This is a genomic window from Paraburkholderia sp. D1E (assembly GCF_052682275.1).
In genome coordinates, this window is record NZ_JBQYMB010000001.1 from 6897475 (window position 1) to 6912191 (window position 14717).

A 14717-nucleotide genomic window follows, 5' to 3' on the forward strand; every position below is an offset into this window, starting at 1 on the left:
GCATTTTTATCGCAGAGTACGCGAAGTGGTGGCGCCGTCATCCGTGGGCTTGCTGATTCCGGTCACTCCGCCATTGCGAAAACGTCAGTGTGCTCACACCCACCTCGGCCGAATCTATTCGCGTCCAGCAATAGAAAGCGTCGTCCCAGCCGGGGATGGTTTGCGGCGGTACCGTTCTGAAGTCCGTACTGGGACGAAAGGCCAGGTGCGGCCAGAAAACCGGCATCGACTCGCGTACCGCCATCTGCCTCAGCAGATCGGCCGGACCGCTCTCATCCGCCACGATCTCCGCCTGGGAGATCCAGTCATTCTCAGCCCAGGCAAGGAAAACACTCGGCTTGCCCGCACGGTCGAACATCAGGATGGCATTCTGCTCCGGACGCCAGTAGTACTCGACGATGCCTTCAGCGGCAACCACCTCGTCGATGACTTTTCTCGTTCTGGGATCGCAATATGTCGTACCGTTTTCGCCTAAGCCAAGCCAGCCTGCCTCTGAACAGTGCCTGTTTCTGGCATCTTTCAGAAAATGCACTAGCCGGTTAGCCGAATCCGCATCGGTCTTTCTCAGATACAAATCGACGATGCCGGCATTGAAGGCCTTGACCGCGACCGTCTCATCCGCGACGCCGGTCAGGAGCACCTTCGCGCAACGCAAATTGGATATGGACGAGAGGAATTCGACACCACTCAGTCCAGGCATGTCGTAATCGACGACGACCGCGGCCACCTCTGCAAATCGGGAATCGCGGGCCAGTATGTCTCGCTCCGCCGAGCTTTCGACATAGCGCTCCAGGCCCGTCTCGCTTAGACAAGCCGACGCCGGCGCAAACTCCAGCGAATTCTCGCGGGCATGTTTGCGAATGAAAGCGAGCGCGGTTTGAGGCCGCGTGAAAAACAGATTGGTGGAAATATCCGGAAAGAATCGGCGCAATGCATCAAGGTAACTATCGCTGTCGTCCACAAAAACGACAGATGACGGATAGAAAACTGGGGGTCGAATAAAATTGTTCATGTTTTTACGTGGAATATGCGGCGTGCCTCGCATCGGCTTACATGCCCGCTTCTCTCACGCTGGCTCCCGGGCCGATTCTCGCTGAACCATATAGTACCGGGGTCTTTGAATGAACAGTGCAAACTTGCGCGGCCTTTCCGTCATAGTATGCGGATGGAATAACTTAATTTAACCGGCTCGAGTCTGCGGACCGGCCTCGCCCCGCTCACGTGCACTTCATAGTGAGCGCACCCGGCTACGAAAAACTGGTCACGCATGTGTTCCACTCGCCCGGGAGGCGAGCGCGTTGTGAGGAAATCGTCTTCGATGCCGAAGCAATGTGGCTTGTGCCGGATGTGAATCGTGCCTCACCCGAACCCGAGCTGGTTGCCCGCCCCCCAGGGCTTCAGTGATTCGATTCCAGCTTACGAGGTGCGTGGCTTCGCTAGCAGCACTAATTGCACGTGGTGGTGACTCCTCTCATCGTCGTGCAATGACGTATCTCCCAATGGCTTTCATCGGTGAGTCCTGTGCTGCCCCCAATGCCAGTCGGACGATGTTGAGGCCTGAAATAGAGGTCGACTCGCGCAAATTCGCGCTTGGCAGGTGCGGCCGGTAACGGCGAGGCAGCCACTATCGCGCGCTGCACCGCGGCGTCCCACGCCTGATTGCCGCTGGAGTGCAGCGGCGCGACCGAATTGACCGAACCGTCAGCGTTAAGCCGGATGGAAACAATCGCCTCCGGGTTGTCGGCGACGGTGCGTAAATCGACGGACATATTGCTGGCCAACGCACAACCCACGTAGCGGCGCCATTGCGGTCCGGTTAATTGATCCAGCGTTGGGGGCGTCTCGCCACTGCCTGCAACACGCGTCAGACAGCGGCTTGTGACGTCAGCGGCCGACGGCAGCGTGGGGCCGTTTTCGCTTTGTGAGCCAGTCGTGCATGCTGCCAATAGACACAGCGAAAATGAAGCAAGGGCAAGCAGCCAGCGATTGTTGTTATTCATCTGCGGTTCCGCTTATCAGTCTTTCGTCAGCCATTCTGGATGTCAGCGTGCGATTCCTGGCGATCACTACAGCCGTAGCCTAGCCGATTTCCTGCTCCTTGAGCCGCTTGCGGTGAGCCGCGACCTTCGCGCGGTTACCGCAGATCGCCATGCTGCACCACCGGCGAGCGTGACCACGCGTGTGATCCGCAAACATCAATGTGCACTTGGGACCTTCGCAGGCTTTCACGTAGGTGAAGTCCTCGTCGCACACCAGCCTCGCCAGCGCTTCGGCGATGGGCATCAGTAGCGACTCCGGCGACTGCCAGCGCCGATTCGCGCGAAGTTCAAAGCTCGTCACACCACCCGACGCATTCGTGACGATTTCACCATGCTGCTGGTCCCGCTCGAGCAGTTGATTCAAGGGTTCCAGCTCACGCAAATCTTTGGCGACCAGCGCCCGCCCCTTCCTCTTCCGGACAAATCCCCTGAACCACTCGCGCAGTTCACGCGCGCGTGCTGCAACGTCATCGAGTTCGGCAGCCGTCGACCGGATCCGTATCGCGTCAAGGGTCGCGTGAGGCACGAACTCCGCCTGGTCCAACCAGGCAAGCAAGCCTTCCCCGTCGCTGATCCAGTCGACTGCTTCATCGACCGGCGTCGCGACCGAGTTCAGGAAATCGAGGCCTGGCGCATCGGCCACCATTATCGCGGGGATCTGACGGTAGTCCATTTCTCATGACAAATGTGAAGTGACGATGGCTTCATCGTAACCACTAAAAATGCTCTTGACAAGTTACACCTCTCTTTTGTAACCTGCAAATACGCATTAATCAGGTTACAAACGCATGGGGCGAAGCGATGTGCGCACGCCTCACAAACAGCATTCAATTCTTTCAATGGAGCGAGAAATGTCTATTGGCAACGTGAGCGCGGTGCTCGTGCATGGCGCGTGGGCAGATGGTTCAAGCTGGAGCAAGGTCATCGAACGCCTGCAGACGCAGGGCATCAAGTCAGTTGCGGTACCGTTGCCGCTCAGTTCTTTGCAAGACGACATCGCCGCCCTCGATAGAACGCTGGAACGCATCGAAGGTCCGGTTGTACTTGTAGGGCATGCGTACGCCGGCGCAGTGATCGGATCGACACGTGCCGACAACGTACAGGCACTCGTCTACGTAGCCGCGCTTGCACCTGCCGAAGGCGAAACGGTGGGCGATGTGTTCTACCGTGGCGAAACGCACCCGCAGGCCCCCCGGCTATCGCCGGATCAGCATGGTCTGATCTGGCTGCCGAATGAGGCATTCGCGGCGGCGTTCGCGCAGCACGCGAGCGCGCAGGAGTTGACGGTACTCGGTGCGATTCAACGCCCCATTTCAGTTTCGTGCATTGGCGAGGCAGTTGGACGCCCGCTTTGGAAGGACCGGCCGAGCTGGTTCCTGACTGCCGGGCAGGACCGGATGATCAGCCCCGACACGCAATATTTCATGGCACAGCGCATGAACGCGCGCGTGCGTTCACACGCGGTCGATCACATGCCAATGGTCACAGCTCCTGACGTCGTGACCAACGTGATCGTCGAAGCGATCGAGGCCGTCTCGGCTCGTTAGCGATACCTGAAACCTGTCACGCCGGCACATCTTCGCAGCATGTCATTTCCAACACACCCCCTACCTAACCGGGAGTCAACCCATGTCCTCCATTGCCTATCGTTCCGCTGACGTAGACCGCGTCAAGGTGTTCTATCGCGAAGCGGGTCGTTCGAACGCTCCGAAGCTGTTACTCCTCCACGGTTTTCCGAGTTCGAGCCACATGTTTCGGGACCTGATCCCCCTGCTTGCCGAGCACTTCCATATCGTCGCGCCTGATCTGCCAGGCTTTGGCCAGTCGGACATGCCGAACCGCGATGCTTTTGCGTACACCTTCGACAACATCGCCAACGTGATCGAGCGCTTCACCGAGCAGATCGGTTTCGACCGCTTTGCCATGTACGTATTCGACTATGGCGCGCCGACCGGCTTTCGGCTTGCACTCAGTCACCCCGAGCGGATCGTCGCGATCATCTCGCAGAACGGCAACGCGTACGAAGAAGGCTTGAGCGAGGGCTGGAATCCGATCCGCGCCTACTGGCAGGATCCTTCGCATGCCAATCGCGAAGCGCTTCGCGCCATGCTGACGCATGAAACGACCGTGTGGCAATACACGCATGGCGTACAGGACCCCACTGCCGTGTCGCCGGACGGCTACTCACTTGACGACTTCTATCTGAGCCGGCCGGGCGCGGACGAGATCCAGCTCGATCTGTTCCAGGATTACCGGAACAACGTCGCGTTGTATCCCGCATTCCAGCAATATTTCCGCACCCACCAGCCCCCTTTTCTTGCCGTTTGGGGGAAGAACGATCCGTTTTTTCTGCCGCCCGGCGCCGAGGCATTCAAGCGAGACATGCCGAACGCTGAGGTGCGTTTTTTCGATACCGGCCACTTCGCGCTTGAAACGCATGCAGCAGAGATTGCCGCAGCTATTTCGGGGTTTCTTATTCGCTGACATGCAGGCGCGGAATGATGGTTGTCGATTGGATCGCCGTTCAAGCCGCTCATTCACGAGTTAAGGAGAAAGGAAATGTCCACGAGGGTAGCAATCGTTACAGGAGCGAGCCAGGGGATCGGCCGTTCAACCGCCATCAGGTTGGCGCGAGACTTTACGTCGGTCGTGCTCGTTGCGCGCAATCGCGAGAACCTCGCCCAGACCGCTGACGAGGTAAAAAAAGCCGGTGCCGAACCGCTTCCCATTGACCTCGACCTGTCTCATCCGGAGGCGGCGCAGAACGTCGTCGACCAGACGTTGTCGGCGTTCGGGCAGATCGACGCGTTACTCAACATTGCGGGCGCGGTGCCGCAGATCGACGTCTTCGAGATGAGCGACGATCAATGGGACCGCGGCTTCGCGCTGAAGCTGCACGGCGCCCGGCGATTGACGGTCGCGGCATGGCCGTCGTTGAAGCAGACCTCAGGATCGGTGGTGCTGATGTCGGGCAACTCCGCGCTGTTTCCCAAAGCACCATACGCGGCGGTGGGCACGATCAACGCGGCGATTGTGGCTCTGGCAAAAGCCTTCTCGGACCGTGGGATTGCAGACGGTGTACAGGTTAACAGCGTGCTGCCCGGGCCGGTGATGACCGGTCGGCGGCAATCCTATCTGGAACATTGGGCTCCGCTGCACGACATGACGGTCGAAGAAGCGACCGCGCGATTTCCTGTCGAAGCGGGGATCGCCCGGTATGGCACGCCCGAGGAGATTGCCGAGCTGATGGCGTTCATTGTGTCGCCTGCGGCTCACTGGATGACGGGCTCGACGTTGAGGATGGATGGCGGAGAGGTCAAATCGATCTGACGCAGACGATAAGGTTAACGAACTGAAATTCTGCTGCCAGTCCCGAAATGAAAGCGATTCGGTGTGTCTGGTGAGATTGTCTCCTGGCCGGTTTTTGCCGTTCGATCATCGGCAGAAATGGGCCTCGCAGGAGACGACCGCGATCTGCTGCGCGGCATCGATCGGATTGTCGATCTCAGCCTATCGGCTCACGGCAGAATTTGCCTCACCAGCCCCTCACTCTGCGGCTGTTCGTGCCCACAGTCGTTGACTTTCGGCGCCCATTTCCGCTGCAGCAGCACCATCGTACTGGTTGCACCCAGCAGCAGGAACACGAAAATCGCCAGCATGGGCAGCGTGTAGCTGCCCCCGAGATGGAGCAACCAGCCCGACAGGCTGGCCGAGACCCCGCCCGCCAGACTGGTCGCTACCTGCTGTACGCCCGTGTTCAAGCCAACGGCCTGCTTGGGGATCAGCGTCAGTTTGACCAGCGCGAGGTTGTTCGCGGTGGCGAGGCCCAGCAGCGAGAGCGAAACCACATTCCAGAACAAGGCCATTTGTGGCGAACGGGTATAGGCGCCCAGCAAAACGGTTGTGCCGCCGATAAACCCGGCCACGATAAACGACTTGCGCACCACCACCGCGTCGTGGCCACGTGCGATCAGCCGGTCTGCCGCCCAGCCGGCAAGCGCCGCCACGATCGCAATGCCTGCGAAGCTGACGAAGGTATAGAGCCCCGACTGTTTCAGCGAAAGGCCGCGCTGTTCGACCAGGTAAGCCGGCATCCAGGTCATGCAGTAGAACGCAAAATAGCTGTAGCAAAAGTTGGTAATCAAGCCGCCCCATACCACCGGGCTCGATAGAAGATTGCCAAGCGGCACCGACGCCGCCCGTTGCTTCGCCGCCGCAAGCCCAGCTTTGGATGGGAAATCGTTTTTGAGCATCAGCAGCCACGGCATCAACCAGATCAGTCCCACCAGCCCGGTGGCAACAAACATCGCCTTCCACGAATTCTCAACGATCAGCCAGGCCGCAATCGGCGCGCCGAGCGCCGGCCCCATCTTGCCGCCGATTGAAAAAATGCCGAGGGCCGTACCTTTCTGGGTTTCTTCAAAGTTGTTGGCGAGGTAGCGATAGGTCGCGGGAACCACCACGGCTTCGGCAGCGCCAATCATCAGGCGCACGAGGATCAGAGCGAAAAGCGTGGTGACCATGCCGGTTGCTGCCGCTGCCAGGCACCACAGCACAAAGCAGATCGCGTAAGGCCATTTCACGCCATAGCGATCGACGAGCCAGCCCATGGGAATCTGGAGGAGCCCAGGACCAGAACACGGCCGACCCGAGCCAGCCGCGCTCGACGTGAGTCAGCAGAAATTCCCGCACGAAATGATGGTCCGCAAGCGCTGCGGACATGCTCGTGCGGTCCACAAAAGAGATCATCAACCCGAGCGCGAGCAGCACAAGAATGCCCCAGCGGTTATCCGGCCGAGCCCCTTTCAGTCGAGTTGTCTCCATCAATTCATCTCCAATAATTTTTTTATTCGACGCAAACTTTTCTGCCTGGCGACGCGCCTGCGGGATGGCTAGTGGACGTCGCCAGGAGGAGCATCTGATTCGACACAGAGGCTCCGCTTCATCACTTACCCGAGGCTGCCGGTTACATCGTCGAACAGCTCGTCGACGGACAGGCGACGCGGAATGATCTTCTGATCGAGTGCCCAGTCGATTGCCAGTTGCAAGCCCTTGCGATTGGCTTCCAGCCCGATCGGCGGGAACGCGGCCGGAATTCCTTCGGCGAGCGAGCGGCTTTCCACAATCATTCGATAAAGCTCACGAACCACGTCGGGACGCTGCTTCGACACATTCTCGTGCACCGCGAACATGTGATTGATCGGCACAACACCTTCGCGCGCGAACCAGTCTTTGGCCGCAGCCTGCGCATCGGGCACCAGCGTGCGCACGCGCGGGTCTTTCGGCATGTCTTCACCGAGCAGGGCCGCGCCCAGTTCACCGTCGAGCATCATCTGCGGAATCGACGACCCCGCAATCGCCGCCACACTCCAGTCAATGCCGCCACGATCCGTGCGGCAACTCGATGTCCCGCTGCGCCGCCGCCAATCCTTCAGTGATGCCCGCGCGATCCAGTGCAATGCAATAGACCGGCTTCGCACGCTCGAAGCGCCAACTGTCGGCGAGCGCACCGGCATCGACTGGATCGAAGCCGAACTGATCGAGAAGCCCAGTCACCACGTGTTTAGCCTGCGCGTTATCGCTGGCAATTGGTAGTGCCCGGCGGTTCGCCGCACCGGCAGGTTTGCCGTCCGTTTCGAGGTCTTTCGCAAGAATCGCGTTGAAGGCCTTCACCACCTTCGCGCCCGGCAACGCAGCGACCAACATCTGACTGGTGGTCGTCGAGCGACTGTTGAGCGCCTCGATCTGGCCATCGCGGTCGGGATAGTAGTTGCACGTGTCGATCACGATCTTGCCGTCGAGCGCCGCAGCCGGTAGCGCGTCAATGTTGCTGAACGGCACGGTCACCACCACCACGTCGCCGAACTTCGCCGCCTCTTCAGCCGTGCCGAGCGCACAGCCAAGCACTGCGGCCGTGCTGATCAGGGTCCGCGGATCACGGGAATTACTGATCATCACTTCGTGACCATGGTTCTTCGCGACAGTCGCCATCGCGCGGCCGAGAAAACCGGCGCCGAGAATGCCTATCTTCATGTTTCACACTCCATGTCTATCTACGGATCGCGCAGTTGAGCACGCCCATCGGTGAGAAACACTATGATTCAAAACTCCAGACGGATAAATATGTAATATCTATCGACTGTCGAAATCAGGAGTGGGGAATAATGGATCGCTTGACCAGCATGGCCGTGTTCGTGAAAACAGCCGATAGCGGATCATTCGCCGCGGCCGCGCTCGCCTTCGGCATCTCCGCGCAGATGGCCGGCAAGCATGTCAGCACGCTGGAGGAACGCGTCCGCGCGCGTTTGCTCAACCGGACCACGCGCCGTCAGAGCCTCACGGAGATCGGCCAGATTTTCTACGAGCGCTGCAAGGCGTTGCTGGCGGATGCCGAAGCAGCCGAATCGGTCGCGCAGGAGCTGTCGGCCTCGCCGCGCGGACGTTTGCGCATCACCGCGCCAGTGACCTTCGGCACCTGCTGTCTTGCGCCGATGATCACGCGCTACCTGAAAGCCCATCCCGCGGTGCGGGTCGAGTTGGCGCTGACCGACCGCTTCGTCGATCTGATCGACGAAGGGTATGAAGCCGCGATCCGTCTTGGCTCGCTGTCGGATTCGTCGTTGATCGCGCGGCCGTTGATGCCGTACCGGCTGATCGCCTGCGCGTCGCCCGGCTATCTGGCCGAGCGCGGCGAGCCGCCTACCCCGCAAGCGCTGGCAGCGCACGAGTGTCTGAGCTTCGTCTATACGAGCTTGCCGGTTGAGACCGAATGGCGTTTCGCCGATGCGCAAGGCGAACACGTGGCGCCGATCTCCGGCCGCTTTCAGGCCAACGACGTGAAAGCGCTGCTGGCTGCCGCGCTCAACGGTGGCGGCGTGATACTTGCGCCCGAAGTGGCCGTGAAAGACGAGCTCGCCACGGGCCGGCTGGTGCGGCTGCTCAACGGCTATGAAGCGCCCGCGCGCCCGATGCATCTGGTGTTCCCGGCAAGCCGCGTCACCCCGAAATTACGCGCGTTTATCGACCAGGTCGCGGCCGAATTCGGGCCACACGCGGCGTGAAATGAGCAGACCGGCATCGCCGGCAGGCACCCTTCGCCGTCCGTCAATCTCCACCCATTGACCGCTAGAATGGCCGGCTTTGCCCGCTTCGGGCGCGCGACAAGGCAAAATACGGGTTTGCGCGCGCAAAACGCGCCGCAAGACCCGATGAATCAGACCTCGGCGGCATGCTTGCCGCCGACCCTCGCAAAGACGCATGACGACGGCCCATCGAGCCAATCTGGCACGCCGGGCCCGTCGCGTGCGGCGCAGCCAGGACAGCTCGTCCTTTAACAGAGCCCCTCAGGAGCATTCATGACCGATTCGAACCCGTCTTTCCTCGGCAGGATTTCACTTGCCGTCAGTACGTTTTTCAGCATCCTCGGCGATGGCGAATTCGCCGGCGAAGTGCTGCGCCTGCGTAAAGGTGGCGCTGCCGCCGCCAGCACTGCACCGGCGCCCACGCCCGCTCCTGCCGCAGCGCCTGCCTCCGCGCCTCAGCCCGCGCCCACGCTGAAGGAAGCAAGCCCGGACGCCGCACTCCAACTGCTGGGCCTGCTGCAACGCGACGCGCGCTTCATCGATTTCGTCGAAGAAGACATCAAGAGCTATAGCGACGCCGACATCGGCGCCGCCGCCCGCCTCGTGCACGACGGCTGCCGCGCGACGCTGCGCGAGCATTTCACGATCCGCCCGGTGCGCGACGAAGCCGAAGGCAGCCGCGTGACGCTGGCCGAAGGATTCGACGCGTCTTCGATTCGCCTGACCGGCAACGTCGTCGGCAAGGCGCCGTTTAACGGCAGCATCAGCCACCGCGGCTGGCGTGTCGACGAAGTGCGTCTGCCCAAGCTGACCGGCAGTCACAACGCCAAGGTGATCGCACCGGCCGAGGTGGAGCTATGAGCGACGCACGCTTCTCAATCGGTATCGACCTCGGCACCACGCACTGCGCGCTGTCCTACGTGGACACCGCTGCCAGCGACGGCGAAAAGACCACCCAGGGCGTGCTGCCGGTCGCGCAACTCACCGGCCCCGGCGCGATCGACAACCTCGATCTGCTGCCCTCGTTCCTCTATTTGCCGCATCCGGACGAACTCGCCTCGGGCGACCTGTACCTGCCGTGGACCGGTCAGCGCGAATTCGCGGTCGGCGAGTTCGCCCGCAGCCGCGGCGCGGCCACGCCGATCCGGCTCGTGTCGAGCGCCAAGAGCTGGCTGTGCCATCCGGGCGTCGACCGTCGCGCGGCGATTCTGCCGAACGACGCGCCGCCTGAAGTCGCGCGCGTTTCGCCGCTCGAAAGCTCGGTGCGCTATCTGACGCACCTGCGCGAAGCGTGGGACCACGCGCATCCGGACGCACCGTTCAGCCAGCAGGACATCACGGTGACGATCCCCGCGTCGTTCGATCCGGCCGCGCGCGAGTTGACCGCCGAAGCTGCGCAAGCCGCCGGTTACGGCCGCATGACGCTGCTCGAAGAGCCGCAAGCCGCGCTGTATAGCTGGATTCAGAAGAGCGGCGGCCAGTGGCGCAAGCAGGTCAAGGTCGGTGACATCATTCTTGTGGTCGATGTAGGCGGCGGGACGACCGACCTCTCGCTGATCGCCGTGGTCGAGCGCGAAGGCAATCTCGAACTGCATCGCATCGCGGTCGGCGAGCATATTCTGCTGGGCGGCGACAACATGGACCTCGCGCTTGCTCACGTGGTCGCGCGCAAACTTGCCGCACAAGGCACCCAGGCCGACGCGTGGCAACTGCGCGCCCTCACCTATGCCTGCCGCGCGGCGAAGGAAACGCTGCTCAGCGACCCGTCGACCGATACCGTGCCGCTCATTGTGCAAAGCCGCGGTTCGAAGCTGATCGGCGGTTCGATCCGCACCGAACTGACGCGTGCGGAGTTGACCCAGACGATTCTCGAAGGCTTCTTCCCGCAGGTGGAGAGCGCGGCGCGCCCGGTGAGCCGCGCGCGTGCCGGTCTGACGCAACTCGGACTGCCGTATGCACAGGACGCAGGTATCACGCGGCATCTCGCGGCCTTCCTCGGCCGTCAGGTGGGCGCGCTCGCCGAAATCGAAGGTTTGCGCGATATCGCCAGCGCGGAAGGCGCGACCTTCCTGCATCCCACCGCCGTGCTCTTCAACGGCGGCGTGTTCAAGTCGCCGCTGCTGGTCGAGCGGATCATGGGCACGCTCAATGGCTGGCTCGCCGCCGAAGGTGCACCGCCAGCCCGTCTGCTCGAAGGCGCGGATCTCGATCTCGCGGTCGCGCGCGGCGCAGCCTATTACGGCTACGTGCGACGCGGTCAGGGCGTGCGCATTCGTGGCGGCACCGCACGCGCGTACTACATCGCAATCGAATCGGCGATGCCCGCTGTCCCCGGACTCGAGCCGCCTATCCAGGCGTTGTGTGTCGCACCGTTCGGCATGGAGGAAGGCACGGACGCTGAACTGCCCGCGCAGGAGTTCGGGCTGGTCGTCGGCGAGCCGGTGCACTTCCGTTTCTTCGGTTCGTCGGTGCGTCGTCAGGATCAGGTCGGCACGCTGCTCGACTTCTGGGGCGCCGACGAATTGCAGGAACTGGAGGAAATCCAGGCGACGCTGCCGTCTGCCGGCCGCACTGCCGGTGAAGTTGTGCCGGTGAAGCTGCATGCGCGCGTGACGGAAGCCGGCACGCTCGAACTCGAAGCCATGCCGCGCGGCACCGACGAGCGCTGGAAGGTCGAGTTCGACGTGCGCGGCAACGCCAATGCATGACTGAGATGAAGCGCTACAGCGTCGGCATTGATCTCGGCACCAGCAACACGGTGCTGGCGTATGCTGCGGCAGGCGATCCTGCGGCGGGCGACCCTGCCGCAGGATCGCAGGAAATTCGCGTCTTCGAGATCGATCAGTTGGTAAGTCTCGGCGAAGTCGCCGCGCAGCCGCTCCTGCCATCGGTGCGGTATCACGCGGCGGCGGGCGAGTTGAGCATGGGCGATCTGCAATTGCCGTGGCGCGCAGCAGAAAGTTCGACCGATACCGCAGAGACTCAACCTGTAGTGATCGGCAGGCTCGCGCGTGCGCTCGGCGGCCAGGTGCCAGGGCGGCTGGTAGCGAGCGCGAAGAGCTGGCTGTCGCACGCATCAGTCGACCGCACCGCGCCGATCCTGCCATGGGGTGCCGCCGACGATGTCCGCAAGGTCTCGCCGGTCGAAGCCAGCGCGAGCTATCTGGCGCACGTGCGGGCGGCCTGGAATCAGCGCTTTCCGGATGCACCACTCGAAGCGCAGGACATCGTGCTAACGGTGCCCGCTTCTTTCGACGAAGGCGCGCGAGCGCTGACGGTAGAAGCGGCGCGGATGGCGGGCCTGCCCACGTTGAGGCTGCTGGAAGAACCGCAGGCCGCGTTCTACGACTGGCTGTTTCATCATCGCGAGAGTCTGGCCACTGAACTGGCGGCCACCCGGCTCGTGCTGATCTGCGACGTGGGCGGCGGCACCACTGACCTCACGCTGATCGAAGTCGCCATGCGCGATGGCGAGCCGGCACTCACGCGCATCGGCGTAGGTAACCATCTGATGCTCGGCGGCGACAACATGGACCTCGCACTCGCGCATCGGGTCGAGGCGCGCTTGCCGCAAGCGGGCAACGAGCGCACGCGTTTGTCGGCGGCGAGTCTGTCGCAACTGGTCGAGCGTTGCCGCGGCGCGAAGGAGCAACTGCTCGGTCCGCACGCGCCGGAGTCGGCTTCGATCACGCTGCTCGGTGCGGGCTCGAAGCTGATCGGCGGCTCGCGCACCGCGCAGGTGACGCGCGAGGAAGTCGAGCAGATCATCGTCGACGGATTCTTTCCTGCTGCGGCATCGAACGAACGACCCGGGAGGCCGCGCGGCGCAATCGTCGAGTTCGGGCTGCCCTATGCCACCGATGCGGCGGTCACGCGTCACATCGCGGCGTTTCTAAGCCGCTTCGCAGCGCAATCGCGTAAGGCGCTCGGTTCCTCTGCGCTTTCCTCTGACGCGGGCGAAGGTCAAGACGAACGATTGCCCGTGCCCGACACACTGCTGCTGAACGGTGGCGTATTTCGCGCCGAGGCTCTGACGCAGCGTCTGTCCAGCACCTTGGGCACATGGCGCGGCGAGCCGCTCAACGTTCTGCACAACGACAATCCCGACGTCGCTGTCGCGCGCGGCGCGGTCGCTTATGCTCTGGCCCGCGCGGGCCAGGCGCCGAAAATCGGTGGCGGCTCGGCGCGCAGTTATTTCCTCGTGCTGGACGAAACCGGTAATGGCGATCGCAATGCCGAGCCGGTGCAACGCGGCCTCTGCCTGCTGCCGCGCGGCACCGAAGAAGGCCACGAAATTCGTATCGAGGACCACACGTTTGCACTGCGCCTCGGGCATCCGGTGCGCTTTCACCTGGCCTCTTCAAGCGCGGATACGGTCTACCAACCAGGCGAACTGGCCGATCTTACGCAAGGCGATTTCGTTCGCCTGCCGCCTATCGCGACGATCGTACAGCCACGCGGCGCGAGCACGGCGCGCGGCGAAACGACGGTACAAATCGCTACCTCCCTGACCGAAGTGGGCACGCTCGAAGTCCACTGCATCGAGCTCGGCAATCCCGCGCAGCGCTGGTTGCTCGAATTCCAATTGCGTCGTGAAGACGCTCAGGTAAACCTGCAGGCGGATCCGGCACAAGTCCGGCACCCCGCGCTCGACGAATCCATCGACCATATCGACCGATGTTTCGGTTCGCGCACGCAAAAAGTCGACCCGAAGGAAGTCAAACGCCTGCGCTCGCAACTCGAGCAGCTGCTCGGGCCGCGTGAGAGTTGGAACAGCGCGCTGCTGCGCGAACTGTTCGGCGCGCTGTGGGAACGCGCGCGCCGCCGTCGGCGTTCGGCCGACCACGAGCGCTTGTGGCTGAATCTCGCCGGTTATTGTGTACGGCCCGGCTTCGGCTATCCGCTCGACGAATGGCGTGTTGAGCAGCTCTGGTCGCTCTTCGACGACGGCATTCAGTACGTCAACGAAAGCCAGGTCTGGTCGGAATGGTGGACGCTATGGCGCCGCGCTGCGGGCGGCCTCGACGAAAGCGCGCAACTGCGCGTGCTCGACGCAATGGCCTATCTGAAAACGGCTGCACAATCGCGCCACAAACTGCCATTCGACGTGTCGAAAACGGGTTTCACCGACATGGTCCGGCTTGGCGCATCGCTCGAACGTATTCCGGTTGAACGCAAGATCGAGCTCGGCGAGTCGGTACTCACGCGGCTGAAGAAGCCCGCGGAAAACCATCAGAGCTGGTGGGCTGTCGGCCGCATTGGCGCGCGGCGGCCGTTTTATGGCAGCGCGCATAGCGTCGTGCCGCCGGATATCGCGGCACAATGGCTGAACGCGATCCTTGCGCTCGACTGGAAGAAGGTCGACCCTGCGGCATTCGCCGCGGTACAGATCGCCCGTATGACCGGCGACCGCTCGCGCGACCTGCCCGACGACTTGCGCCATACCGTCGTGCGCCGGCTCGAAGCAGCGAATGCGCCACGCGCGTGGATCACGATGGTCAGCGAAACGGTGGAACTCGATGACGCCGACGAAGGCCGCGTGTTCGGCGAATCGCTGCCTGCAGGGCTGAAACTGATAACCGCAACGCTATGACGG

The 14717-nt window shown here is 62.3% G+C and carries 13 protein-coding genes and 1 pseudogene; 8 read left to right on the forward strand and 6 right to left on the reverse strand.

All coding sequences use genetic code 11. From position 1 onward, the window contains the following. Positions 1-37 precede the first annotated feature (37 nt). Complete coding sequence (locus ACUN0E_RS31055; protein ID WP_445568980.1) at positions 38-1012, reverse strand: response regulator; 975 nt, start codon at positions 1010-1012, stop codon at positions 38-40. Between the two features lie 203 nt (positions 1013-1215). On the opposite strand from ACUN0E_RS31055, the pseudogene ACUN0E_RS31060 reads away from it, so the two are divergent. After that, positions 1216-1404 (forward strand): annotated as a pseudogene (locus ACUN0E_RS31060) (hypothetical protein); the annotation flags it as partial. Positions 1405-1445: 41 nt separating this feature from the next. Here the strand turns inward: ACUN0E_RS31060 and ACUN0E_RS31065 are convergent. Both ACUN0E_RS31065 and ACUN0E_RS31070 read right to left on the reverse strand, forming a co-directional pair. Further along, a complete protein-coding gene (locus ACUN0E_RS31065; protein WP_445568981.1) occupies positions 1446-2000 on the reverse strand; it encodes a TonB family protein in 555 nt (184 codons plus the stop codon). A gap of 79 nt (positions 2001-2079) precedes the next feature. After that, entirely contained in the window at positions 2080-2712 is a 633-nt protein-coding gene (locus tag ACUN0E_RS31070; protein WP_408230500.1) for a CGNR zinc finger domain-containing protein, read from the reverse strand. Between the two features lie 178 nt (positions 2713-2890). Between ACUN0E_RS31070 and ACUN0E_RS31075 the strand changes: the two genes are divergently transcribed. From ACUN0E_RS31075 to ACUN0E_RS31085, 3 genes are all read left to right on the forward strand, one after another. Then, positions 2891-3586 carry an alpha/beta fold hydrolase gene (locus tag ACUN0E_RS31075; RefSeq protein ID WP_445568982.1) on the forward strand — a complete coding sequence of 232 codons (696 nt, stop codon included), beginning with the start codon at positions 2891-2893 and terminating at the stop codon, positions 3584-3586. Between the two features lie 82 nt (positions 3587-3668). Next, complete coding sequence (locus tag ACUN0E_RS31080) at positions 3669-4523, forward strand: alpha/beta fold hydrolase (protein WP_408230494.1); 855 nt, start codon at positions 3669-3671, stop codon at positions 4521-4523. 75 nt (positions 4524-4598) lie between these two features. Further along, positions 4599-5369: an SDR family oxidoreductase gene (locus ACUN0E_RS31085; protein ID WP_445568983.1), complete on the forward strand. Its 771-nt coding sequence runs from the start codon at positions 4599-4601 to the stop codon at positions 5367-5369. Between the two features lie 188 nt (positions 5370-5557). Here the strand turns inward: ACUN0E_RS31085 and ACUN0E_RS31090 are convergent, their stop codons facing one another. The 3 genes from ACUN0E_RS31090 to ACUN0E_RS31100 all read right to left on the reverse strand — a co-directional run bounded on the left by ACUN0E_RS31090 (position 5558) and on the right by ACUN0E_RS31100 (position 8072). Beyond that, positions 5558-6649, reverse strand: a complete 1092-nt coding sequence (locus ACUN0E_RS31090; RefSeq protein ID WP_445568984.1) for an MFS transporter — start codon at positions 6647-6649, stop codon at positions 5558-5560. Between the two features lie 339 nt (positions 6650-6988). Continuing rightward, positions 6989-7405: a hypothetical protein gene (locus ACUN0E_RS31095; RefSeq protein ID WP_445568985.1), complete on the reverse strand. Its 417-nt coding sequence runs from the start codon at positions 7403-7405 to the stop codon at positions 6989-6991. Between the two features lie 7 nt (positions 7406-7412). Further along, positions 7413-8072 (reverse strand): NADPH-dependent F420 reductase, encoded by a 660-nt coding sequence (locus ACUN0E_RS31100; RefSeq protein WP_445568986.1) that lies wholly within the window; start codon positions 8070-8072, stop codon positions 7413-7415. Between the two features lie 131 nt (positions 8073-8203). Here ACUN0E_RS31100 and ACUN0E_RS31105 point away from each other — a divergent pair, with 131 nt between their 5' ends. From ACUN0E_RS31105 to ACUN0E_RS31120, 4 genes are all read left to right on the forward strand, one after another. After that, the gene (locus ACUN0E_RS31105; protein WP_445568987.1) at positions 8204-9100 is read left to right on the forward strand and encodes a LysR family transcriptional regulator; all 897 of its coding nucleotides are present in this window, start codon (positions 8204-8206) and stop codon (positions 9098-9100) included. A 294-nt stretch (positions 9101-9394) separates the two neighbouring features. Next, on the forward strand, positions 9395-9982 hold the full coding sequence (locus ACUN0E_RS31110) for a DUF2760 domain-containing protein (RefSeq protein WP_445568988.1): 588 nt from the start codon (positions 9395-9397) through the stop codon (positions 9980-9982). After that, a complete protein-coding gene (locus tag ACUN0E_RS31115) occupies positions 9979-11829 on the forward strand; it encodes an Hsp70 family protein (RefSeq protein WP_445568989.1) in 1851 nt (616 codons plus the stop codon). The genes ACUN0E_RS31110 and ACUN0E_RS31115 overlap by 4 nt, the downstream gene beginning before the upstream one ends. After that, on the forward strand, positions 11826-14714 hold the full coding sequence (locus tag ACUN0E_RS31120; protein WP_445568990.1) for an Hsp70 family protein: 2889 nt from the start codon (positions 11826-11828) through the stop codon (positions 14712-14714). The genes ACUN0E_RS31115 and ACUN0E_RS31120 overlap by 4 nt, the downstream gene beginning before the upstream one ends. Positions 14715-14717: the final 3 nt, after the last annotated feature.